We start from the raw sequence: 24278 nt of genomic DNA on the forward strand, positions 1-24278 counted from the left end.
GCTCGCGAAGAAGTGCCGCAAGGAGTGCAGTCCTAGGTATTTGGCCACATCGGTGATCTAGCCATTACCGTCATTACCGAGCTTGGTGATCCCGGCAGCAATCTGAGTAGGCCACAGTCTCCGTTGGACGATGTATTCGGGAGCGACAACCCCTACGCCCTCCAGGAGGCCCGAAAAGTCAGGCCCAAGTCGGTCTTGGGACACTTCAGCTTCCACTTACGCAGCTCGCTGACGACGATCGGCGGCAAGGGTACAGCTCGCTCACCCGCCTCGGATTTCGGGCGTCCCATCTGCTTGTACTCATCCGCTCGTTCGGGACGTGCAACTTGCGTCGAGACAAATCAATATTGATCCAACGCAGGCCACGGAGCTCTGAAGCGCGAAAGCCCCTGAAGATCGCAGTAGAGGATGGGGCGCCACTGGTCCTCCATGGCATCGACCATGGCCTTTCTTCAGGAAGGGGAAAATCTATACCCACTTGAAGCTTGCGCTTGACGCGGCGCTCGACGTTGCTCCTTGCGCCTGGTTCTCGATCGCATCTCGGCGACGACATTCCGGGCTACCAGTCCCTCTTCCATCGTTGCCGGGCAAGGCGCCGAGATCCGAGCGCACACGCTTGATCATCGCGGCCGAGCGGGAGCCCGGATCGGCTCGCAAAGCGAACTAACGCTTCATCAGTTCGCCGCCGTCCGCTGGGAAGCTTCAGCCAATATATATATCGGAGGTTACAGACTGCCATCATGGCTGCACAAAAAACGTTCCGGCCCGTCATGGCCTGACGGAACAGAGGCGAAGCCCTTATTGCGCCTCCTTCAGGACCTGGCGGAGCGTCGCTGCGACGCGCTCATATTCCTTGGGCTTCGTCTCTCTGAGAGTAGCGAGGTCGGCCGCAATGCGGTCGAGGTGCCGGGCTGCAGCTTGCGCCTTGATGTCGTTGATCTCGCGATGAAGCTTGGCGAACTCTGCGAAAGCCGTGGCATCCTGCTTCTCCTTCGGCAGGTCGGCGATGAGAAGCGCAAGAGCGTCCATGATACGGCCCAGCTGACGACCGTAGCTCTGCGCGGCGACAATTTCTTGTTCGGTATCAGGCGCGCTTGAATTCTGGTCGGTAATGTTGGTTACGCTACCAAATACCCATCCGGGCAATATGGGTTGCACGAAATTCCGGGGCGCTGCAAAGAAATCGAGAGGATTGGGCATGCTGCCCTTCATCCAGGATGGCCAGTCCCACCTCGGGGGGTTCGAAAGCTGAGAGTCGCTGCTCATGACGCGGCTTCCTTCCGTCGAAGTCGGCATCGACCTATACGATGTTGGATGAGCTCGCAAGCCGAATGTAGGTTACTGTCATGAGAGGACTGCCTGGCATCGGAAAAGAGCGAAACGCATGCCGAAAATTCCGATCGACCTGCAGGCCACGCATCGCGTGGAACGAGATGGGACACATACGGTGACAGTGACGGTATCAGGCCTGTCCTCGCCTGGAAGTGTGAAAGCCGGTGCCAAATTCCCGGCGGCCAAGCAACAGTTGAAACGCTAGCGAACTCTGCTACCTTCATATGCACGAACGAAGTTGCAGAAATATCGGTTGGGGTATCTGCGCCGGTTCAATCCATTTCTTGCCCAGGCCTAACCGGCCGCTGGATCAAAACATGAAGGCAATTGATTGGGGAAATGGGACTCAGCGGGCTAAATAGCAACCGCCCGGGGGCGCCTAGAGAAGCGCCCCTCCACAAAAGCGGGGAGCTATTCAACGCCTGCGACCCGCAGTAACTCAGCACCACTTCGATCTCCACGATTGACAATTGGTCAGCCGGTGATGCGCGCGAGCAAGCATCGCGTAGCAAGGACAGCTTCCGGCCGCCGACCAGCCGTGACGCCGATCCGGCAGCATGTGACCGAACCAAAGATTTTGATCCCCTAGTAGGGCTGCCGTCCGCCGCGATAGGCGCGGTCGCGCGCAAAGGCATAGACCGGATTGATGCCGCAATAGGCGTCGGTGCCAGAAGCAGTCGCCAAGCACTGGTCGTAGCTCGCAAACTGACAGTTGCCTGGGTACCCCCAGATGCGCCCCTGCAGGCAGTAGCGATCATATGGGCCCGACGATGAAACATTGCCCTGACGATACTGTCGAGCGGAGGTCGGTGAAGCTGAAGCGGTCAATGCGAAAACCGAAGCGATCGCTAGAGTTGCCAGAAGCAGTCGGGACATTCTTCAATCTCCTGAAATCTGGTTATAGTGGCCTTGGCGGTAGTGCCCAGTCAAAACTCCGCAGGTGTCGGAAGATAGGCGCCTCCCTAATCGCGCGCTAGCCGTCCAAAGGTGAATGCCGCAACGTTGCCCGCCCGAGGGACCGGTTTGGATAGCGAGGCGGCCGAAATCCCTGCTATGCGTTTGGTTGGCCTGCTCGACGCTCTCGATCTTCCGCACGGCAATCACTTGTACACGCGGGCGCATGGCGTATGGCCCAGCTGAGGCAGTTCATGTCCCGCCCGCACCTTTCGCAGATCGGGCGTTGGCCAAACCTGAGGACATCGTGGCAAATTGGCCGGCTCTTTATCCGGGAAATTACTGGAACCCGGCGGAGCTCTCTTCAAGAGAGGGAGGACTGTGGAGCGCAACAGGTAGGCTGAAATCCAATGAAGACGGCGGTCAAAAGTAGGATTTAGGCGTGGGGCGCGGCTCATGGCGCGAACACGCACGAGAGCATGGCGCATAGTCGACGCCAGTTTGAACCAAACCCTGCAGACGAGAACTATCCCCTCTCAAACGGCAGGTGGTCAAGCTCTCTGAAATTGTCTTACGCAACGTCGTGAAAGGGCGCCGCGGGAAATACTTGGTAGCTGATTCACCCTCTTCTGGTTCGTTCTAGGGCTGATAGCCCATACCAAGAACCCGCTGTCTAGCCACAGCTCGCGCCCACGACTGAAGGTTTTGGATTCATTTATAAGCGAGCGAAGCTTTGACAGCTACTGGCGCGGTTTCATCGGCCGGAGGATGACGCCAAAAGTCTCTTTCACTGGGGCCATATTGCTGAAACTCCCGTGGCTCGCTACGACGAGCGAGTCACCGAACGCTACAAACCCGGCGAAAACCATAGCGTCACCGAGCGCTATCTTGATGACCTGTGCGTCCAAATATCTGTGAATGCGCGAATTGCCGAGCGCAAGTTCGCGATGTTCACCATCGCAGCAGGGTGCGCACTCGCGGCTATTTTTTGCCTCACCACCGATTTGGTGGGCCCTTCGCCACATACTGACGTTACTCTCGTCCAATGCCCTGACGTCGACAAAGAGATTCGGATGGCGACTGGAACGGCTCAATAGGGCGAAGCACAAGATCGACTTTTACTAAGACCGCCTGGCGTCACTTCGTTCACGCGCGCTGTCACATCCGAGGCTGCCGCAGGACGTCCTGCTGAGACCCTTTCGTAAAGGTGGTTACAGATGAGGACCAGCAGTTCCGCGCAGGCAGCGCTGGCGCCAACAAGTGAAATCATCGGCAGGCAGTACAGGATGAGATAGGTCTGCAAGGCATTCGCCAGGCCACGAGGCGCGTGAACCAGATAGTGCAGGGCTGCAAGTGCCCATCCGGAGACAATCGCAATAAGAACCAGCGCCATTCCCTTAACGACCCGGGTGCCGAGACTCCTGCTGCAGACAATCGCGATGCAGGCAAGAACGACGACGATCTGCAGACAGACGTAACCCGCTGAAAATGCAACTCCTAGTCCAGAATTCAGAAAGCCAGACGTGAACCGGGCCTTGTTCGCGACACACGTAAACACCACGGTCGCGATCGCGGAAGCAAAAAACAGAAAGAATCGTTCCGGCAGTTCCGGCCGCAAAATCAGCATCCGGCTGGCTGACCTCGCGATCCAATTGTCCATGACCAAGAAGCTCATCATGCCGGATAGGATGCCGGCAACATGGGGAGAGATGACCATCGCCTCTGCTGGCAGGTTTTGCCATCTAAGCAGCCGCTGCTCGATCAACGTCGTCACGAGCTGAAGCCCGGAAAACGCAATTGCGGCGAGCAGCACCGCAATCGAGGTCAGCATGATGCTGTCACCGATGCGGCTTTCATCGGGAAGCCAGACGATCGTCAGGATGATGGCCGAAAAGATGATCGCGAAGATCAGAACGTTGTCATCGTGGTAGGTATCGGATGACTTCTGCACGAAGAAAAGACAGGCCGTCAACGCAACAAGCAGAGTCTTTCGTGATGCGTTGCGATCCGCAGCAATCACGGTGTGACAGATCAGGAGGAGAACCAGAGCACCCGCAATCGTCAGAAATGCTGACGAAAGTAGCCGTGCCGTTGTGGGGGACGAGGTCACATAGGCCGTCGTTCCCACAATTACATAGAGGCCGGTGAACGTGATCCACATGGCCTACAGCCTGATATCCCAGATCGGTTTGGCCAGGGGATGGCCCTGACGCGGCGATAGACTGCGCTCCTGACCGGCGCTCTCCAACAAAGTGTCCTGGTGTGAAAACTTCCGCCGCGTCTTGGGCGCAGCAAAATGACTTGGCGGCGCAGATAGGCAAGCCGGCAACGGACAGTTCGTGCCCCGCATTGCTTCGAACCAGGCGGGCACGGCTCAGAAATTGCCGGGCCGCCGTAGCGGCCTAGCTCTTGATCTTACCTGGTCACGTCTTTGATCAGCCAGGTATATACACGCAACCCGGATCCCAAGCAGGGCAATCGCATTTGTCGATCTCCTCAGCGAGGCCGGACAATTTTTCCTTTGAGGCCACGAACGTCTTGATTTCGGTCAGGGTTTTCCGGCTCACCTTCGCGAATTGCCCCGACTTGCCGAGGTGTTGGTCGAGCTCGCCAACCAACCCCGCGTCGTGCACGGCACGCATGATTCTTCCCAGGCCATGCAGACCGAAGTCGACGTGCGTTCCTCCGGGGCGCGCCGGTTTGCCGCCCAGAGCCTTCTTTGCCACTTTGCGCGTTTTTGCCTTGCGGACCTTCTTCGCTGCCTTGCTCGTTTTCGCCTTACGACCTTTCTTCGCCTTAACTGCCATTGCTTCGCCTCCTCAAAATGGCGCTTTGAAAATCTTCAGCGCCAGGAACTGCTGAACCGCGTTTGCCGCCCCTTGCTGCGCCCTTCCTCCCGACGCGGTCAGGAGTGAACCGCCGATGAGAGTGGTGCGCACGCCACCCAGCCGCTTGGCTTCACCCTTGTCGAGATAGAGACCCACGGTCAGCTGATGCGTGTCCTTTCGTGATACGGTCACAGGGAAGGTGGCTTCGGCGACCTGCACGTTTGGACCGGAAGGCGCGAAAACGATTTTGGGCGTGGCGCCACCGCCGGTCGTGGTGGTGAAGAGCAGCTGTTGCACCATGCTGGGCGGGCCATCCTTCACCGCGGCCACGTCCTTGTTGAGGGCGTCCAGGTTCTCGAACAGGCTCATCAAGGTGAACTCCTTGATCATCTTCGCAAGGGCGACCTTGCCGGCTATCGGGTAGACAAAGTTCTCCGTTCTCACCAGATGGTTCGTGCAGTAGCTTTCATCGGTCTTCTGGACGAGGTCGCCAAACTTGTCAGTGATGGTGAAGGTCCACTCATTCTGCCGTTGCCGGTCGAAATTGCCGGTCAGGTTGAGCGTCACCAGGGAAGTCAGCGGCGTTGCCCGGATCAGGTTGGCCGTCGGATCGATGTTGTTCGTCTCCAGACCCGTCAGGTCGTAGTAATAGGCAATGCCTATGCCATAAATCAGTTGAACAACGGTACGCGCGAAGCCTGTCAGTTGCGACGGGTCGAAAGTTCTGATCGCTTCAGGATGGTCTCTCAACCACAAGCCAATTGCATGGGAATGATCATCGACCTTGTTCTTGTTTTCGTTGTTGGTCTTGTCGGCTAAAAAGCCAATCGTTGCATCGATCACTGCCTGCCGGGCTTCGCAACGCACCTGCCTGGCTATATTCGAAGCGGAGATGTGGGCGTAATCGTCGGTGACCGGATTGATGGCGCAGCCGCCAAGTCCGAGCAGGGCGATTGCGAAAAGCCATTTAACATATCGAAAAATTTGCCAACCCATCGTATCCCCCAAAGTGTAATCGAAACTGACAAACGATTATCGATGCAATACTTGCTTAGCCCGCCATGCCGAGGTCTGGCGATAAGGCTCGCTCTTGCGATCAAGGACCCCGACACTGCCACGATACCGCAGCAGGTTCCGGATGATCGGCGCCTCCCTGACTTGCCTGCACGCGTCGGCGCGAGCGTCAGCAGGTGGCCATCCCCGTCCGCGTTAACGAACCCGGCAAGGTCACGGGCCGCCTCTTCAACGAAAGAGCCGAGCAGGATCGAGAACGGATGGTCGAACGCATTACCCCACCTGAGGGATCGAGACGGGTCAGCGACGCCCGCCCAGACCGCCGAACCGTGCAACGGCGGCGGCGCCGCCAGGAGCTGTTCGTGCGCGGCGGTCTCGACCTTCTTCCTCGCCTGCTCCAGGATGGCGTCGCAATTGCGACCCAACGCGATCGCGGCAGCAACCGCCTCCGATGTCTCGGCGTCGTACTCGGTTTCGATCTGACGGCGGGCCCGCTCGGCCTTAAAACAGCAGCAGGCCTTCAAACCCACCCGGCCCCATTTGCCGGCGGTACGGAAGATGCCCAGCTCCTTTGAGAATTCGAACGGATTACTCAACGTCAACGCCCCGCAACCCGAAGCTGAGCCTGCCCACAACCCTCTGGTTTCACAACCGTAAAGTGTGCCAATATCTCGCAGGATTCCTGCAAGAACAGCCTACTTGCGCATCGCCGCCAACATGTACGCATTGGTTTCAGGAGGGCGGCGACGCGTTTCGCTTGGTTTTCTCGCCAACGCGGCGCGCGTTGGAGAAGAGCCGGCGAGCGCGCCAGGGAGACCCCGGCGCGCCCGAAGAGGGGCGTTCAACCGGCCGAGTGAGCCGCCTGTGGCAATATATCACCTGCACGTCAAGAACATCAGCATACGCGAGCGCCGGTCGGCGGCGGCGGCGTACGGGCGGGATCCTAGCGAACGAGGCCGAGAAAAGGACCGCGCTTTCGGCGGCCCGGCGCGACGTGGTGTTCACCGACATCAAACTGGCGACCGGTGCCCCTAAACCTGGACGCGGATCGGGCCCGGCTCTGAAATGCCCTCGAAGCCGCCGAGAAGCGGAAGACTCGCGACTTGCGAAGGAGTTCGAATTCGCCCTGCCTCGCTTGGGGAAAGAAGTGAATTGAGACCAGCTTGAGGCCAGGCGCGAGCTCCTGGCGGAGCACGGCACCCGCGAGCGCTTCGCGCTGCCCGCGGCGCGCCCGGACTGGCCGCCCGAGCGCCTTGCCCCCGTCCCGGGCTTGACCGATGGCGAGGCGTGCGAGTGGAAGACCTTCTGGCACGAAGTCGACAAACGGATGTGGGTGACGAGCTTTACCCGGCCCGCGAGGAAACGCCCGAGCGGGTCATCCTGAAATCCCGCGAGCCCGAACAGCTCGACAAGGTTCTTCAGAAACTGACCGACGAGATCGATCGGTTAACGGCGGTCCGGGAAGCGAGACGCTCTGGGATCTGGTGTGAGCTCCACGCCTTCATGGTCGAGCGCATGCGGGCCGGCGGACTTAAGACCATCCATCACCTCCTTCGGGACTAACATGGAGAGGTCCTTTCACGCGTCCGATGCCCACCTGTTCCGGCTCCAGCTCGAAGAAGCCAAACGCCTAGAGCGCCTCTATCTTCATGTGATCGGCATAGATCCAGAAGGAGAATGAGCCGGATCCCTTTGCCAATAACAACCCGGATCTGTCGCCAACCGATACTGGTAGGTGCCTGCAGGGCCCTTTTGCGAATAAAACGCGCCTGCCGGACGTCGCAATCAGAACCAGGGATTTTGTCTCGTTATCGCCCCCCCCGCGGAAGACCACGAAAATCATGCAGATTTAGGCCATCTCTGTCGGTCGGCCCGGCTCGAACTTCAGTCATTCACTTCAGCCGGCACATCGGTCGGCCGTGTTTAGCAAATCAGAGCGTCACGAACCTATGCATCTCTGACGGAGGTGAGGAAAAGGGGCTCGCGAACGAACAAACTGTCTGTTCAACTGAACGGCACCCCTCAAGCTCCGATCAGTTTGTGGCCTGCCCATTCAATCTCTCTCCGGGCCAACGAAGAAAGATGAATATGAGACCTTCAATTGCCTGTGTCATAGGGATAGCAATTCTCTCAGGAGCAAACTCCTTTGGCGTCGCGCCGACCGCTGCGGAGATTTCAGGGAGCGTCATTAAGATCGGCGTGATGAACGATCAGACCGGCCCCTATTCAGACAATTGCGGGCAAGGCTCGGTTCTCGCCGCACAGCTAGCCGTCAGCGACTTCAGCGGCTTTATCGACGACAAGAAGGTCGAACTCGTCGTGGCAGACGACCAAAATAAGCCAGACGTTGGCTTCGAAATTGCCTTGCGCTGGCTGGACAATGAGGGGGTGGACGCGATCGTCGGCTGTTCGGCGTCGTCGATCGCTCTCGCCGTGCAAGAGGTCATGAAGAGCCGGAAGAAGCCATATTTCTTGGCCGGAACGGCAGCCTCGGTATTCACCAACGAGAAATGCTCTCCAATGACCACACAATGGGCAATGGATACCTATGCGCTAGCGAAGACGATGGTGAACTCGATGTTGGCTCGCAATCTGGATACCTGGTTCTTTGTCACCGTAGACTACTCCTTTGGCAAAGTCTGGCAGGCCGACGCGACGAAGTTTATTGAGTCCGGCGGCGGCAGGGTGAACGGATCCGTCCTGCACCCGCTCAATTCTTCAGATTTCTCGTCCTTCCTCCTGACCGCCCAATCGAGTGGTGCCAAAGTCGTCGCCCTAGCCAATTCGGGGGCGGACTTTGCTATTGCCATGAAGCAAGCTCAGGAATTCGGGCTCACGCAAAAGCAGCAGCTTACCCCGCTAGGCTTAATGATCAATCAGACGCACAGTATCGGCCTGCAATCACTGCAGAATGTACGCCTTGCTACCTCTTTTTACTGGGACATGACGAACGAGACCCGCGCCTTTGCGAATCGCTACAAGGCCGCATTCGATGGCAGGATTCCGAACGAGGCGCAGGCGAGCACCTACAGTGCCGTGACGCACTATCTCAAAGCGATTGCCACGATACAATCCGATGAAGGCGAGGCGGTGGTGCGACAGATGAAGAACACCCCGATCAATGATTTTGTGATGAAGAACGTTGAAATCCGCGCCGACGGCCAAGTCATGCGGCCACTCTACCTAGCGCGCATCAAGGCCCCGGTCGAATCGACTTATCATTATGATTACTATGAGATTACGGCCACTATTCCGGCCGAAACCGCGTGGCGGTCAGCCGCGGAGAGTTCCTGCGGTCTCTTGAGAGCGCAATAAGCGGACGTCGACCCGCGACGCTTGCACAACGCGAGACGGCAGGAGGCTGGGGACACCCCGCAGTTAGGCCACGCTCCAGCGAGTGAGTGATCTCGTTGTGATCGCGACCGTTCGCCATCTTACTTATTGAACTTTCTCGTTCATTCATCGGACGCGCAATCAACACGCCTCTTGAACATGCCGGATCTGGTCTTAGCGAATTGGCTTTGCAGAGAGACAGCCCTCCATTTCTGTGCCCAACGCCGCTTGCACAAGCTCGTTGTCAAATGGCAACGCAACCGGAACACCGAGCGATGAGAAGCCCACCTCTTTTCCTACCGCTTCTTTGCGGAACACTCGCGACGGTCAGCTGGAGCATCGGCAACGTTCTGTCCAAGGCCGCGCTTTGCTGCATCGACCCGCTCTCGCTTTTGACAGGGCAGTTGGCTGTGAGTGCCGCAAGCCTGACCTTACTATCCATCTGGTCAGGCGCGCCGCCTCGCTTGGGCGATTTGCGTGCTGGCCTCCCCGGCATCCTGCAGCCGGCGCTGGCGTCGGGTCTGTCGATCTTCGGGCTATCGATGCTGCCAGCGTCGTTAGAAGCAATGTTGTTCGCAGTCGAACCGCCGATGGTCATACTACTTGCGTGGTTGATCCTTGGCGAGATACCCAACCGTGCCATCATCTTCCTCTGTTTGTTGGCCTTTGCCGGGGTCGGCTTGTTAAGCTGGACCTCCGAATTTGGTGCTTCCGCAACGCGGGGACTGGGTGTTGCTCTCGTCCTCGCTGGCGTGCTATTCGCCTCACTCTACAGCATAGCGGTCCGTGTGGTGTCGCAAAGCGTGAACGCATTGCGCCTTACGACGGCAAGCCAGCTCGTCGCGTTTTCAGTGATCGTCTTTGCGTGGATTGGCGCTCGTCGATTGCCGACGCTCTCTTTGCTCATTGGCGACATTGTTCTGGTGGTCGGATCCGGATTGCTGCTCCTTTCGATCCCCTTTCTCCTCTACGGAATCACGCTGCAGCGAATGAGCACGACTGCCGCCGCAATGATGCTGCCACTCGTTCCCGTGTTTACATCCATTTTCGCATCCATCTTCCTTCAGGAGACCTTAACCGCAACGCAGTGGCTCGGGGCCGCCACGGTTCTTGTATCGGCGCTTGGAACACCCGTGGCCTTGCGTTCCCAACTGCATCGCTCGGAAGTGTCACCCCACTCCTCTAGAACCTAGGTTAGCACCTGCGGCCAGGGTCGCTCAGGTTTGGGCACTGCGGCTCAGCGGCTCCCCTTCTCCCACTTCGCGGCGATTGAGGAATACGAAGTGGTCCGCGAATTTGTGGAGGTAGAGACTGGCAAAGGCTCAGATGCCCTCGACCGCAGACCTCAGCTCAAGGCCGCCGGCCGGCGCATCGGAAGCGCAGGTCTTCACGTTTTGTCACTAAGCTCGACCGCCTGAGCCGCGACGTTCGCTTCATCTCCGATCTGATGGGGAACAACAAGGTGCCCTTCGTGGTTCTGAGGTCGGCCCGGCCGTCGCGCCCTTTGTGCTTCACCAAAGCCGCCGACGTCGTTGCTTGATGTTGCAGCAGTAACAAAGCGGCTCTTAGATGCGGTTACCGGCATGGCCGGCCGATCCCTGGCATCGTTGAGTGTCGTCACGAGGGGACGTCCCGGTTGATCACCGCGGCAATATTGCCAGATATCCTCCGCCCCAGCATAAGATGATCGCGGCTTGGACGATGGCCGAAGCCCGCGAGAGCGCGGTTGCAAGCAAAAGATAGATGACGGCAGCGGAGATGGCGGGGTTTAGCGCGAAATATTCGTCACAATTGTTCGACACGCCTCGAAGCGCCGCATCCATTGAACACCACTACTCTAACAGCCCGCTTACTCGCGAGCTATCACGGCACTTCGAGACCAGCTAGTTTGATCTATTCTAAATCATGAGGGCTCGAAGGACTTGAACCGCACGTAGCGTCAGATTGTACGGTTCGAGACACGTTTTGTGCGCTCTCCCACCGGCAGTCTCCGATCGCGTCAAACCTTCATGACCGACAGTTTCATCCCAAAGCTCGCGCCGCTCCGCTCCGTCACGCTCCTCGATAGCTGCGCCGAGCTTGTGCCCGCCGTGCGAGGCTCGGCAAACCGGCGGACCGCGATGCACCTCGCGTATCACGTCAACCCATCAAACGGCCGAGCGGCAGCGCTCGTAAAATCGGAGCATCGATCGCAATGAGAGATATAAGCCCAAAACCACGAACTTGCATTGTCACCGTTCGTCATGTGAATGTTTATGATTCAAACGTTTGATTTCGGCAATTCATGTGTTCTCCCAATCGCATTGAACTCACGATGTCGCTGACAACTACCCCACATTGTCGCGGCGATGAGCGAGGGGCTATAATCCCGTCGATGCATTTTATTGATTGCGGGCTATGGCCACTGTGGGAGGTCCAGATTGGACGCCACCAAGATGCATGCGAACCACATGAGGTCGTCAAAAAGCGGGGCGAGCTGACACTGGATTAGATCGCATTATGCGATTAGCCAGTACAGCTCTTCTTCGTTTATTCCGGCTGCCAATACTTACGCGCCGGTCGGACTGTTCACTTTCGCTCGGCGTCATGCTCGAACGAGACGCGCTGAGCGTTTTACACGACTTGATAAGAGGTGGTGAATGCGAACGCTACTGGTTGATCATGAGACGGATCCAGCACGCGTTATACACGAAGCACTCTCGGATTGCGGTTTCGCCGTTGACTTCGCATGCAACCTGGATGAGGCGGCCGCCGCTTTTGAATGCGCCAGCTATGACATCCTCCTGCTTGAGTTGGATCTACCGGATGGAGACGGCTTGGACTGGCTGAAAAAGTTGAGACGCTACGGACATCTGATGCCTGCCGTGACAATGAGTAGATTCAATGAGCTCGTCAGGCGGATCGCGGTCTTCAATGGCGGCGCTGACGACTTTCTTCCAAAACCCGTGTCTACTGACGAACTCATCGCTCGAATGCGCGCTACTCTGCGCCGATCGACGCAAATGCCGGCCCCAGTCGTTACTCTTGGCAATCTGAGATTTGATACCATCGGTCGGCAAGCCTGGGTTAACGGCCGGCCCCTAAACATTGCGCGCCGCGAAATTTGCATTCTCGAACATCTGCTCAGCCGCGCAGGCCGCACCGTGGCGCGCGCAGCATTGGAAGATGGCCTCTATACATTCAACAAGGAGGTCTCGACCAATGCGCTCGAGGCCGGAATCTATCGTTTACGCAGTCATTTGATCGAGGCCGGCGCGACTTTACGGATTAAGACCGCTCGCGGTATCGGCTACGCCCTTGAATTGGAAGGCCAGGCCTCGGTCGCGTAGCCGTTTCCTCTTGACTCGGTAGGACAATTCATCGGCTCGCGCCCGCTGCTCGCATCTTTGTCGTCGATCATACGATCCATATCAGGCGCCGTCGAACAAAACGATCTTCGTGTTAGCGCACCGATGTGCGATTTGGGCCAAACGCTTCGCACGCCCGCCGCCCGTTCACCTCGAAAGTGGTTCGCAGATGCGACGGTCTTTCGCATCGTGGTAGGCGTCACCGTTGTTTCGGCGCAACGCCCTCGAACATAGCTGTCGAGCCTCGCCTTGGCCAGCAGCGTTTTCAGCTCGGTGTTCTCGTGCTCCACCGCCCAAAGCGGCTTGGTCTTGGACACTTCCAGGCCACCGTACCTCGTTCCCTCTTTTAGGATGTGGCGCTGGAGGTCTTTTGCCCGTGACAGAGATCAGCCGTTGTGCTTCACTTCCTACTCTCAAATCCCCGATGATGTTCTCGTCTGTGAATCGAAGGGCTTCATAGTCCATCTCTCCCCGCGTGACGGACTACACCCATTTTGGGAGAAGTCTGCGGGACTTCGACCAGATCCCATGTGGTGGCGTTCTTCCGGCAGGGTCTGAAATCGAGCCGGCTGTAGCCTCGCTCAATCCGCATTCCTCTTCAACAGTCTGACAAAGACACGTTCAGTTGGAGCACGCAAAGGCGGAGCACGCGCGCGATTGCAGCGGCGTTCACCACGGCAGAATAATTGGCAATGTCCAAACTGCACGATCTTCCAGTCGGCATTCGTGTCAAGATCATACATGGTGACGATAGCCACAAAATTCAGGCGCGTCGACGCTTCGCTGTCATACTGAACTAGGCATAGTCATTGTATCAGTACGGTTTGTTATCGGAGGTTTTGATGAAACTGCGGGAAGATGAAGACGCGCTCGGTTTAGCAGTCAGATTGGACTACCTAGGATTACGCATGACACGCTCCCCGCCTCAAACCGAACTCTATGCGGTGCTGAGAGGCGCTTTGGAGGATGCCGTCCGGATGGTACCCGAAGTGAAACGCTCGTCTTCCTTGAAGGCTTGCCTTGCCGAGAAGATGTTGATTCTGGCCGCGCGCGGTGAAAGGAATCCATCGATCCTAAGTCGTCTCGCCGTTCTGACCGTGCAGGACTCCTGTCACGACTGTTACGGATGCGAAAAGGGCGGTAGTCTCGGAGGGCAGCCGCGCAACGCGTCTCGAGCACTTTGATCGAGAAGATCGGGCTTCTTCTCACAACCACTCCTTGTTAGTGGGCTTGGTTCCGTCGCTGCATGGCTATTGCATCACGGTAAGAGCGCATGACAGCGCATTCGGCAATGGTCACGCGTCTGCGTCTCACGTTCCGCGCCGCAAGCGAATGACTTGCCTATTGCGATTCTGCATCGTTCTCTTTTCGCGCGTTTCCGGCCGATTGCAGCACAGCTCGAGCTTTTGTCGCGCTCAGATGGTGTGTGTTTACACTCGGCTGCTGGGCAGGAACTTCTATCCCAGTTTAGCCTTTTGTGCGATGCAATCCGCGTTCACGTTGCTGATGGCAAGCCACAAGAATGCGCGATATTGCGATTCGTGGTATCCATGCGAGCTAAGCCGCGGACCGTAGACGCACCGATCTCACCACTTGAGGAGTTCAGGTTTTCATTGTGTATCCTGATGAGCTGCACCAGGTTCCCGCTACCGTAGTCTGTGATCGCCTTGATGCCATGGTCACCGAAGCCGAAGATCAAGGTGAGATCGTCCTCGGGCTCCATTCCATAGGCGACGTCTGACAGCCAGTCCTCGACTTCGCCGAGACCAGCTCCGGTCGAGATCGATGATCGGTCAGCGTGTCACTGCCGCCCTCCCGCTAACCGTCATACGAGCGATAGAAAGGTGGCGCCGCGCGATACGGAGTGTGCGGCAACTTCTGGCGCGGACTGCGTCGTGAGACGACGGCGATGTCTATCGTTCTCGAGGAACTCTTTTGGACCCAATAGTACATTGAGGCGGCAATATCTCGCGCCGCCTTAGCTCTAAAGATAATCTCCTCGCCCTGCAGTCCTTCCAGGGCGATAGCATCTTCTCTTCCGGCGTGTTTGGGCCGAATGTCGTTCGGTACTTGTTCTGCCGGCGCTTTGCCCGGTCCGGATTTCTGTTCCATCGATGATCCTGATGGCTTCGATGAAGCAGAAATCCTCTATGGGCAAAGCCGGTCAATTCTGTCTCGCACGCGCTGGCGGCGAGCCCTGATCAAAGCCTCTCGTTGATCAGTCTTCAAGTCCAGGCTGCGTACAACTCGGATCGACCAAACAAAAGAAGATATCGCAGATACCGTTCAACGGGTCTTCCTCGCATTCAGGGTATACCGTGTCGGCTACCTGCACCTTGGCGTCGACCGGTTGCGCGGCAACCTCAGCCACGAAAGTCGGCACCGCCGCGGCAAGCGCCACGGCGCTCGCAGTTACAAAAACCAATTTCTTCATGAGACCCGCTCCCTTTAGATTGGCCCCAGCCGCCCTCAAGGTGTTCTATATGGCGACCCCGCGAGCTGTAAAATGCATGCTTTTGATGGAATGCATCTACAGCATGGATGAGTAACGCACGGAACGGCCGGTTTCCGATTCGCCATTGTCTACCTCGTCCGGGATGATCAGTGACGGCGATAAAGGCAGTTCGAAGCAGATAGCGGCGACCATCGTTTGGCTAATGACGACCGTGACGCGATCTGCCGGTTGCTCACGATAAAAGTGCATGGCACGCCCGTTCTATGACCAATGGGATTCAATATGGAGAGAGCTGACCATCGTTTGTGTTCGGCTTGTCACAGCGGCGCTTTGTCGCTTGCGAATGAAGGTTGGAGGTAGACTTAAAGGGGTTGAAGCGGCGCCGGCTTAGATTGGCAATCGCAACTGGGCGGGCGAAGGAGGTCTGATACTCACTCGTGAGAGAGTCGGTGCGGAAGACTTGAGAACTGTTGAGTTTGCGGAACGGTTGGATCATCGCCTATCCGCGCCAAGAACCTGACGCTACGTGAGATTCTAGCTGCTTGAATACCGAACGAAATCCAACGCTACATAAAAGTCATCGGACTGACCCTTTACACGCTTTCCTATTCTGCAGCGCCTTTCGCACGAAATGCTTCGACCAGGCACTTCTTGCCATCTTCATCATCAGCGCGTTGCATTCTCAAACAAAGCTGTCCACCATTCACCTCGGCGTCATCTTACAATTCGGTTGTCCCTCGTTCTGCCATGTTCGCAATAAAAGCAGGCGCTCGCCGTTGACGCATGTCGCGTCGGCGAAAGCGAGTGTCTTAGAGGAATGCCATGGTGAAGCCAGTTGTGATTGTGGTCGGCGCAGACAAGGGGGGAGTAGGAAAGACGACCGTCTCCCGCACGCTTCTCGACTACTTCAGCACCAACACCGTTCAGACACGCGCGTTCGACACGGAATCGCCGCGCGGAACGTTGAAGCGCTTTTATCCCGAAATCACAGAAATCGTCGATATGACGACGACCGCGCACCAGATGAAAATCTTTGACACCTTGAACTCGGGGCTCTCGGTCACAATCATTGACGCCCGTGCAGGCCTGCTGTCATCAGCGCTTGCCTCCTTGCGCGACATCGGCTTCTTGGATGCCGCACGGTCCGGCCAGATCACCTTCGCCGTATTTCATATCTTGGGGCCCTCCATTGCTTCGCTGGATGAAATCGCCGAGACCGCCACTTTCATGGCCGGCACGAAATATTTTCTGGTCAAGAACTTCATAAACGACACTCAGTTCTTTCAATGGGACCAATCGACCTACAATTCCTATTTCCACCGCATCAAATATGCAACGGAGCTGACTATACCGAAGCTAAACGCAATGGCTTATGAGCAGGTCGAAGTCGCTTCAGTGCCGTTCGTGGATTTTGTCGCAAATAAGGGCCGGCACGATGAGGCGGCAAACTACTCCTTCGTGCTACGAGGCTATGTTCGACACTGGCTTGCTAACGTCTGGAGCGAATACGACCGCATCAACTTAACCGAATTGGCAGGTGCGAAGTCGGTGACCCGTAGCGGAGAACAATAGCGCTTGCCCGGCAAGAAAAGGGGAGCAACAGCTTGAAACTCTCGATTGAATGCTGACGATGTTAGCAACGCCCATCTACATCATCTGCTCCCCTTGCCCACAGGTCGGTAAAACCCTCATCGCGCGGCTAGTGTGCGAATTCTTGCTGCTGAAGAACGGCACGGCGGCTTCCTTCGATGTCAGTCTGAAGGAGCCGTCTTTGCTCGACTACCTACCCCACATTACAGAGACCGCAGATGTCATAGACACTTACGGCAAGATGCAGTTGATGGATCCACTTATCTTCCACGATCGCGTAGCCAAGGTGATTGACCTCGGCTTCCATGCTTTCGACGAATTTTTCAAGATGTGCGAAGAGATCGGCTTCATGAAAGAAACGGTACGTCGTTATGTTACACCGATAATCTTATTCGTTGCAGGGAGTGACCGCAGCTCATGGCGCAGTTATGAGATGCTGCAGCGACAAATTCCGCCAGGAGCGCTGGTTATCATCCATAACGAGTTCGCTCTGCGCGGCGGATTACCCGAGGCCATGGTCGGCGAGCATGTGATCCGAATTCCCGCTCTTCCGGCATTTCTAAAGTTCTACGTAGATCGACTGAGTTTTTCCTTCACCGGGTATCTGCGCGACGAAAAGGATTGGTCGACGGAGCTCCATCAGTGGATCAGACGGAACTACACAATGATTCGTGATTTGGAACTACGCGTGATGGGACGACAGAGCTACAAACCTACCGCACCATGTGGACGGCCGAGGTGGCACGAGCGCTAGTTTGTCTCCTGACACGGCCCAATCGCGGACGACGAAAGTGGTTGATGTGAACTGGCTTGCGGCGATGCTCTGCTCTCATGCCCCAACGCGCAACGTATAACCACAGTCGCGCCGCCTTCGAATCTAACGTCTACGATCGTTGAAGGATTGGTGCGGGGCAGCAACACGCGTGAGACTAGCCTGGGCTGACGGAAACTCAGACCGCGTGTTGCCTCATCTGCGGGCTCTGATGGCGCCATTGCTGATGACCATCCGATGTCGATTGATCGGCCGCGCTAATTGTTCTCTAGCTTGTTCGATGGGAGGGCCGTGGGCGGGTCGGCCCCACATAGCCCGGGCGTCCACAGACTCGGGCAATGGGGCGGCGGTCGTGGCGTCACTGAGCGGACCCGGGTACCCAGCTGTTCGGCAGCCTTGCATCTGAGCGCCTCAGCAGAACGCTGCTCGATGAGTCCGAGCCGAGGACACCACTTCGCGCTCGACGCCCATGCTGCCCTTCCCGCCATTGACGACACCCACCCGATTTGATGAAGCCGCCCCAGTCATCTGCGAGAAGCTGTCCAGAATATTCTGGGTGAGGCAATGCGAAGTCTGAGCCCATACCGGTCGAAAAATGTGTTCTCAAGCCGTTCAAATCAAAACGCACGTCGTCCGGGAGCTTGTTGTGGACGTTCAGTGAGAGACGAGCGAGAGAATGCGCTGTACAATCGAGCGCTCTTACGCGCCTTGCGAGTACGCCAGGCATGCAAGGCGTAACCTGCTCCAAAGCCAGCAAGAGCGACCAGGGAAATGATACCAAATTCTTCCACCATCGTTATATCTTCTGCGGGTTAACGCGCTATGCCGGCACCATGAGGCCGGCGATGTCTCAGTTCGACATTCGAACCGCTGATTCATACAACCTTACGCAAGGTGCGATTCAAGCCTCTTCGCTCATTTTTCAAGATCTTCCACGATCCCATGATTGGTGAAGATGACCAAGTTTGTAGCATAGACACATTCAGGTGCGTTCTAAGATGTGGCGGAGGCGGCCAACATCGCTGCGGCAACGGCCGGATCCGTGCGTGACAACATTGCGCGAAAGCGCCACTTGTTTGCACCGCTACTGCAAGGACTGCTCAGTTCTTTTCTTCGCGATCCAGCCAGCGATCACACCGGACCACGTTCGTCCGTTGCAAAACCAGGATTATAGTCCGATCACTTGCCGAACGCCGATCTGGCCAATGGTGCGGGGTGATGGCCGGTCGCGCCGGTGGAGCTGCCACCTACACTATGAATCCCCATGCGAATCACGGGACGCGATAGCGCACGCAGTCACCCTCTGGCCCAGAGCCAACAACGTAAGCCGAACAGGATGGTAAGGAACGCACTTACAAGATGTCGCCTGCCGACATCCGACCTTGTCGTGTGGAATGATGTTGAGAGCGAGATCGACAATCTTCTATGTCTACGATCTGATGACGCTGCGCGCAGGAGTTCCCCGTCGGGCTTGACGGATTGATTGCGGATCCTGAGCGGACTGGTCACAGCCAAAGGTTCGGAACAGAACAGGCCTTGAAGGCCGGTTCGGATGATTTCCTGCGCGCCAGATTTACAAAACGCCTAGCACCCAAGCGAACGCCGGAAGATGCAGGAATTCCGCGCCTCAGAGCCCAAGAACGCAGGTAAACTCGCTGGTCCGACGAAACTCCTATCGCACATGGAGCGATAACGCGCTTATTGGTTATTGAAAGCTCTCCCGGACTGGACCATCGGCGATGTCCCTCGACCCAATTGGCAGCGATATTGCAAGTCTCTCAAACGCAACGCGAACTGAGATCAAGCGCAGCTTGCAGCCGGCATGTGGAATGACTTCCATTGATGATAGATTGAGTGAGATTAGATCAGTCCGGAACGACATCTGGCGTTGCCGTAAGCTGCTCCAAACAGAACTGTCTGACGCGGATCGAAAGGTCATTGAGAAGCGTCTGGTCGAACAGCATTCTGCATTTGAGCGTCTCTTAGCGACCACGTTCCCTTTGAGGTTTCGGCTTGATGCGGCATTGGGACCTTTAGCCGCGGTGGAAGCGCATCCTAGTCCTGACCACGCAAGCGAGCCGCCCCAATCACAAGGACCTTTAGCGGTCACCTAGGGAATGAGACGAGTACCGCGGCTGTCCTGTCTCTTGAACAGTTCGGTATAGAGCGGACACCGGCGGGCTAAGGAATCATGTGGCTCGAGATGTTTGGTCACTGACAAAGCGGCAAGCAAACGGTTGATAGTTCGATCCAATCGCCGTACATATCGCTAGCTTACGCTAGCAATCGACAAATCGCCCTTCCCAATCGCGTCGCTTGAGCTTGCAGAGGGAGCGCCTCTCTCCCACCGCGCGCGGATGCCTTCCGTCATCGTTGTGCTGTAGGCGAGAGACAGATGTCGCAACGTCTCATGCTACCCCATTATTTCCTCGTTCGCTTTCTCGCCGGAGTGGGCGCTCTCCAAGATTCGATTGATACTTCGCGAACTCAAGCTCACCGGGCCAAGGACGCTGCAGCCCAGCGAGCAAGGCATCGCTACTTCATCTGCCTCACAGCTTTCGATAACAATCCCCAACGCAATGGCGATGAACTAGCCGAGATTTTCTTCGGCTAGCGCCTCCTCTCTCCGGTTCATTCGAAGAATGTCTTATACGGTATAGCGGATGGCTGTTGCCCGAGTGAACTTAGCCGAGGTGAGCAACGTCGGCGCCTAGGCGTTCATAAAGGCCACCGACGATCTGGCTGCTGTTGGTCCTAAAAAAGCAATAGCACCGGCAGCCAATTCGACTCAAAACGCCCAGCTTGGGTGCATTGTCGCCCTTTCCGGCAGCTTCACTGCTGGCTTACCCACGGCGAATTGGCTGCACCGTTCACAAGGAGAGCATAACTGTAGCAGCGCCCAAATTGGTACTCCAGGATCGACGCTTCAGAAAATACTGCCCTCGCGCACTTTGCGATAATCGATACAATGTGGATCTTGAGACGTGAGGCCTCATCCTTCGCGCGACATTTTCGTCTAGTCGGCACGACGATGGCTTTGTCCCCTCTTCATAGCTAACGTCTCGCCATGCCGAGTATGCACCTTGGATGCCCCGGCCCCACGCGTGACTGCGGAAGACGTCGACTTGTTGATTTTGTGTTGTTTCGAGCCTGCCTTTCCATGGGACGCACCCTGCATCACGCGGCGACATTCGTCTCCCAATCGTCTATGATTGTCGCTGAGGCAAAACGCAACGACGTCTTCTTCTCCCCTTGCTTCAAATCGACTACAGAAGCGAAACACGTCTAGTCTGCACGACGTCATCATCTGTGCTGCACCCCAATCTCCCGCGCGGGCGTACTCAGTGCAAGTCGCCGTTGTGGTCGCGAGCACAATTAGAGCCGCATACTGACGTGCGCTGAGTGCCCAACTAGTGCGCCGCATCCGAATCACGATATCCTCTTGGTTTTCATGACGTGCTCGGCACATCTTCGGTCTTTTGTGAACGATCGGCCCTCGCCGATGCGCCCTTTCAGACGGTAAGGCATTTGCCGAAAGCGTGAGACGTTCGCGAACCCATTGCTTCCTTCGTAATATTTTGGAGCGTCACTCGCCTACAGACTCGTACAACCTGACGCCACGTACGATTCAAGCCCTGTGAGCGTTGGGCAAGAGAATTCCGTCCCCTGCAGTTCCACGCGGCTCTCCTTCTCGATCAAGCCGCATTGTTGGATATGGCCATTTGGACGCCGGCAGAATGAGATCGCGTCGAGAAACTGTAGCGGCACCTTCGCCCAACGTCAGCGTCTCGACCGAGAGATACTAGACATCCTCATGTTCGACGGTTCAACGCGACAGCCCACCGCAACAATAGAGCTGTATCGTCTGTTGTAGATGTTGACCCGGCAGCGTCGAAACCCTGACGAGACGCGTCCAGCTGCGGCCCCTGTCCCGGATCATTGATCAGGCAAGACACGGTACAATAACCACTCGTCGGCATGCAACTTGCCAAGATAGGGAGCCAAAACGCGAAAGCGAAATGGGCTTTCGCGCCGCCCCGGGAGTACCAATGAGACTTGCCATGATTCCGATCGGTGCAACTCTGATGGTGCTTATGCTCCTAATCTTGGAAGGGGCGACCATCAGTCGGGCGTTCGAAGCACCGTCCGTGCTGCTCGCCAAAGAGATCGCCAAGTCCGTCAATCAGAGGGCCAAAGGGCCTGAGATGGGCGTTGTTGCCACCCGGTGGGATTACACCCCCGTTGCGCAAGCCATACCGCATCGGGGGCCTCTCCCTACCGGTGATCTCGTGCCCATCAAGTTGGTCGAACAAGGCCGAGCGTATCTGCCACTCAGCTCCAACTGTGCGATCGTCGAGCGCATGCGAAATTCCATGACGACGTCCTCTAATCGTGCGGAGCCGCCCATCCTACACCTTCCGATCTGCGGCTTCCCCGCGCCGAGTGGCGTCGCCGTGGTTCCGACCTCGCGCTCGACGGCAACAAGCTGGTTTGCCGCCGGAACGGTGTGTCTCGCATTGGTAACGATCTTCCTTGTAAACTTGATCGAGCTGTACAGCTTCAGGGCAAAAAAGCGAGAATAGCACACTCGGGACCGTACAATGATCGCGTTCAGTATGCCTCTCGCCAGCATTTCAAGAATTCGCAGTTTTGCGAACCCGTTGTGCATTCCTATGGGAAACTCCGCCGCTGTTTGACTTCGACGATGTGGACACTGGTCTGCGAGAGGCATGTCATCGCGGACAGGCTATCGCTGGCGTGTGATGCACGAGGAGCTCTTCATCTAATACGCATTCGATTTGCTCGTGATGCGATCGGCGGCGCAATGCCACCGAACCCAGATCATCGCCGCCTCATTCATCAGGTACGTAATGAGCTTCTTTTGTCGAGCAGGACGCGCGCGCTCAATGTTCATTGTGACGACGCAATCGCTTCCATGCGTCGCAACTCGCTCCAATCGACCATTTGACTGCTCATCGACTCACGTGGGTGGCACACGCACACAATGGGATGAACGGAGAGCGATATAAACACTGTCTCGTGGCTTCGAAGTGCCTGAATCCAAGCGCCGTCTCCTACGCGTCCAACCAACGATCTTACGATCGATGGCATATAGCTTGCTTCGCTATGACATTGGGACCCACGCTGGGCGGCCTTGTAAGGATACAGCATGCTTGGAATAGGATGTAAGTTGCCATCTTTCGAGATTACAGGTGTGAAGCCAGGCTTTCACGCACAGGAGGAAGAAGGACAGAGCGCGTTCGAGACACTGACCGAGGAGAGCTTCCCCGGCAAATGGAAGGTCATCTTTTTCTACCCCAAAGATTTTACCTTCGTCTGCCCGACTGAGATCGCCGAGTTTGCTCGACTATCCAAGGATTTCAGTGACCGTAATGCGGTTGTACTAGGCGGCTCGACTGATAACGAGTTCTGCAAACTTGCCTGGCGCCGTGCTCACGCGAGCCTCAACAATCTGCCAATTTGGCAGTTTGCTGACACCAAGGGCGCGTTGATCGACGGCCTTGGCGCACGTTCGCCCGAAGGCGTTGCCTACCGCTACAGCTTTATCGCTGACCCCGACAACACCGTTCAGCACGTTTATGCGACAAATCTCAACGTCGGCCGCAACCCAAAGGACACGCTGCGCGTCCTCGACGCGCTCCAAACCAACGAACTCTGTCCTTGCAATCGCGAAATCGGCGGCGAAACGCTTACGATTGGATGAACCGCCTTTTATCCTCTGAACAGCCAAAGAGAGCAGGCCCTGATTTCTCCAATGACATCAGCCTCGAATTAGCCGAGATGGTGGCCGATGATATGCTGCTTCCACAAAGCAAATATGGGCTATGTCTGGCGAACGCGATTGCGCGCGATGCGCCGCCGTCTCACGATGGATTCGGCTGCGACCTTCGTGACGACGACAGCACCACTCTCGGCGACAAGATCCGGGGGCTGCGACAATAGCGGCGATGAACATCTGCTTTGTTCCCCTCGTCTACAATACAACACGATGCTGGAACGGCTTCGTACGAAGCGATCAGCAGACCAATGTGAACGATTGATTTCGACCCGTCGTCGCTTGCGCTTTCGATCATAAAACGCTTCATCGCTTACATGAATTCTCGCTGCAGGAGGCGAGAGACCGATGTGATCTAGGCCAGTCGTTTGGGCTCGTCGTGTAGCTGCTCGCCTGGCGCCCAAAGCAGGACGTTACGCCGCTCGCCCGCGTGATCCGAGCCGGCTATTTCAATGGGCCGAAATGATGGTGTGATTACCCGCGCCCGAGTTCCACTGACTTGGCCTCACCTTACATTCAAGGCCGCTCGCACTTAAATCCCATGCAAGAGCGCGAACAGGACTTGCGGCGAGGTCCCTTTTTCCAGCGGTCGATCACCGAAATTTTTCATTAAATCTCACCCAAACTTGAACAGTACTCCATATCCGCCACGCGGATAATTCCATTCGATGTCGCCGCTAGGCTCAGCGATCACGCGGCACGTGCCGCATTCGACGCAGCCGTCGACAGTTACTTCGACCTGTCCCGTCTCATTGAGTTCGTAGCAGCGGGCAGGGCAAGCCTTCAAAAGCGCTCTTAGCTGCTGCGAGGGAGTGTTGTGCGCGCGCACCTTGACGTGGGGGCGACCTACGTCGACAAGATATCGGTTGTAGTATAGCTTGTCCTCGACACGCACGGACGATTCAGTCATGCGTTA

General features: G+C 56.7%; 23 protein-coding genes. 13 read left to right on the plus strand and 10 right to left on the minus strand.

What is annotated here, in order from left to right; translation table 11 throughout:
- Positions 1-798: 798 nt before the first annotated feature.
- Complete coding sequence (locus NLM27_RS26955) at positions 799-1212, minus strand: hypothetical protein (protein ID WP_254146174.1); 414 nt, start codon at positions 1210-1212, stop codon at positions 799-801.
- A gap of 172 nt (positions 1213-1384) precedes the next feature.
- Between NLM27_RS26955 and NLM27_RS26960 the strand changes: the two genes are divergently transcribed.
- A complete protein-coding gene (locus NLM27_RS26960; protein WP_254146175.1) occupies positions 1385-1537 on the plus strand; it encodes a hypothetical protein in 153 nt (50 codons plus the stop codon).
- A gap of 380 nt (positions 1538-1917) precedes the next feature.
- Here the strand turns inward: NLM27_RS26960 and NLM27_RS26965 are convergent, their stop codons facing one another.
- Complete coding sequence (locus tag NLM27_RS26965; RefSeq protein WP_254146176.1) at positions 1918-2208, minus strand: DUF3551 domain-containing protein; 291 nt, start codon at positions 2206-2208, stop codon at positions 1918-1920.
- Between the two features lie 833 nt (positions 2209-3041).
- Between NLM27_RS26965 and NLM27_RS26970 the strand changes: the two genes are divergently transcribed.
- Entirely contained in the window at positions 3042-3323 is a 282-nt protein-coding gene (locus NLM27_RS26970) for a hypothetical protein (RefSeq protein ID WP_254146177.1), read from the plus strand.
- On the opposite strand, the gene NLM27_RS26975 is transcribed toward NLM27_RS26970, so the two are convergent.
- The 3 genes from NLM27_RS26975 to NLM27_RS26985 form a co-directional block, all read right to left on the minus strand.
- Positions 3317-4387, minus strand: a complete 1071-nt coding sequence (locus NLM27_RS26975; protein WP_254146178.1) for a hypothetical protein — start codon at positions 4385-4387, stop codon at positions 3317-3319. The genes NLM27_RS26970 and NLM27_RS26975 overlap by 7 nt on opposite strands.
- A 274-nt stretch (positions 4388-4661) precedes the next feature.
- Positions 4662-5033: a hypothetical protein gene (locus NLM27_RS26980; protein WP_254146179.1), complete on the minus strand. Its 372-nt coding sequence runs from the start codon at positions 5031-5033 to the stop codon at positions 4662-4664.
- 12 nt (positions 5034-5045) lie between these two features.
- Positions 5046-6050, minus strand: coding sequence for a hypothetical protein (locus NLM27_RS26985; protein WP_254146180.1), 1005 nt, complete (start codon positions 6048-6050; stop codon positions 5046-5048).
- Positions 6051-6244: 194 nt separating this feature from the next.
- Here NLM27_RS26985 and NLM27_RS26990 point away from each other — a divergent pair, with 194 nt between their 5' ends.
- The 4 genes from NLM27_RS26990 (at position 6245) to NLM27_RS27005 (ending at position 10594) form a co-directional block, all read left to right on the plus strand.
- A complete protein-coding gene (locus NLM27_RS26990) occupies positions 6245-6643 on the plus strand; it encodes a hypothetical protein (protein WP_254146181.1) in 399 nt (132 codons plus the stop codon).
- Between the two features lie 718 nt (positions 6644-7361).
- Positions 7362-7631, plus strand: a complete 270-nt coding sequence (locus tag NLM27_RS26995) for a hypothetical protein (RefSeq protein WP_254146182.1) — start codon at positions 7362-7364, stop codon at positions 7629-7631.
- 525 nt (positions 7632-8156) lie between these two features.
- Positions 8157-9383 (plus strand): ABC transporter substrate-binding protein, encoded by a 1227-nt coding sequence (locus NLM27_RS27000; RefSeq protein ID WP_256570028.1) that lies wholly within the window; start codon positions 8157-8159, stop codon positions 9381-9383.
- Between the two features lie 293 nt (positions 9384-9676).
- Positions 9677-10594, plus strand: a complete 918-nt coding sequence (locus NLM27_RS27005) for a DMT family transporter (protein WP_254146184.1) — start codon at positions 9677-9679, stop codon at positions 10592-10594.
- Positions 10595-10788: 194 nt separating this feature from the next.
- Here the strand turns inward: NLM27_RS27005 and NLM27_RS27010 are convergent, their stop codons facing one another.
- A complete protein-coding gene (locus NLM27_RS27010) occupies positions 10789-11022 on the minus strand; it encodes a hypothetical protein (protein WP_254146185.1) in 234 nt (77 codons plus the stop codon).
- A 1018-nt stretch (positions 11023-12040) separates the two neighbouring features.
- Here NLM27_RS27010 and NLM27_RS27015 point away from each other — a divergent pair.
- A complete protein-coding gene (locus tag NLM27_RS27015; RefSeq protein WP_254146186.1) occupies positions 12041-12730 on the plus strand; it encodes a response regulator transcription factor in 690 nt (229 codons plus the stop codon).
- A 1836-nt stretch (positions 12731-14566) separates the two neighbouring features.
- Here the strand turns inward: NLM27_RS27015 and NLM27_RS27020 are convergent.
- The 3 genes from NLM27_RS27020 to NLM27_RS27030 all read right to left on the minus strand — a co-directional run bounded on the left by NLM27_RS27020 (position 14567) and on the right by NLM27_RS27030 (position 15452).
- Positions 14567-14860: a hypothetical protein gene (locus tag NLM27_RS27020; protein WP_254146187.1), complete on the minus strand. Its 294-nt coding sequence runs from the start codon at positions 14858-14860 to the stop codon at positions 14567-14569.
- 106 nt (positions 14861-14966) lie between these two features.
- A complete protein-coding gene (locus tag NLM27_RS27025; RefSeq protein ID WP_254146188.1) occupies positions 14967-15182 on the minus strand; it encodes a hypothetical protein in 216 nt (71 codons plus the stop codon).
- A 96-nt stretch (positions 15183-15278) separates the two neighbouring features.
- The gene (locus NLM27_RS27030; protein WP_254146189.1) at positions 15279-15452 is read right to left on the minus strand and encodes a hypothetical protein; all 174 of its coding nucleotides are present in this window, start codon (positions 15450-15452) and stop codon (positions 15279-15281) included.
- Positions 15453-16025: 573 nt separating this feature from the next.
- Between NLM27_RS27030 and NLM27_RS27035 the strand changes: the two genes are divergently transcribed.
- The 6 genes from NLM27_RS27035 to NLM27_RS27060 all read left to right on the plus strand — a co-directional run bounded on the left by NLM27_RS27035 (position 16026) and on the right by NLM27_RS27060 (position 23529).
- Positions 16026-16775, plus strand: coding sequence for a hypothetical protein (locus tag NLM27_RS27035; protein WP_254146190.1), 750 nt, complete (start codon positions 16026-16028; stop codon positions 16773-16775).
- Between the two features lie 58 nt (positions 16776-16833).
- Complete coding sequence (locus NLM27_RS27040) at positions 16834-17547, plus strand: hypothetical protein (protein ID WP_254148937.1); 714 nt, start codon at positions 16834-16836, stop codon at positions 17545-17547.
- Positions 17548-19960: 2413 nt separating this feature from the next.
- Positions 19961-20179, plus strand: a complete 219-nt coding sequence (locus NLM27_RS27045) for a hypothetical protein (protein ID WP_254146191.1) — start codon at positions 19961-19963, stop codon at positions 20177-20179.
- A 1435-nt stretch (positions 20180-21614) separates the two neighbouring features.
- Positions 21615-22148, plus strand: coding sequence for a hypothetical protein (locus tag NLM27_RS27050; protein ID WP_254146192.1), 534 nt, complete (start codon positions 21615-21617; stop codon positions 22146-22148).
- Between the two features lie 587 nt (positions 22149-22735).
- Positions 22736-23290 carry a peroxiredoxin gene (locus NLM27_RS27055; RefSeq protein ID WP_254146193.1) on the plus strand — a complete coding sequence of 185 codons (555 nt, stop codon included), beginning with the start codon at positions 22736-22738 and terminating at the stop codon, positions 23288-23290.
- On the plus strand, positions 23287-23529 hold the full coding sequence (locus tag NLM27_RS27060; protein ID WP_254146194.1) for a hypothetical protein: 243 nt from the start codon (positions 23287-23289) through the stop codon (positions 23527-23529). Before NLM27_RS27055 ends, NLM27_RS27060 begins: the two co-directional genes overlap by 4 nt.
- Before the next feature lie 449 nt (positions 23530-23978).
- Here NLM27_RS27060 and NLM27_RS27065 read toward each other — a convergent pair whose 3' ends face one another.
- Complete coding sequence (locus NLM27_RS27065; RefSeq protein WP_254146195.1) at positions 23979-24272, minus strand: ferredoxin family protein; 294 nt, start codon at positions 24270-24272, stop codon at positions 23979-23981.
- Between the last annotated feature and the right edge of the window lie 6 nt (positions 24273-24278).

It is taken from the genome of Bradyrhizobium sp. CCGB12 (assembly GCF_024199845.1).
Classification (GTDB): Bacteria; Pseudomonadota; Alphaproteobacteria; order Rhizobiales; family Xanthobacteraceae; genus Bradyrhizobium.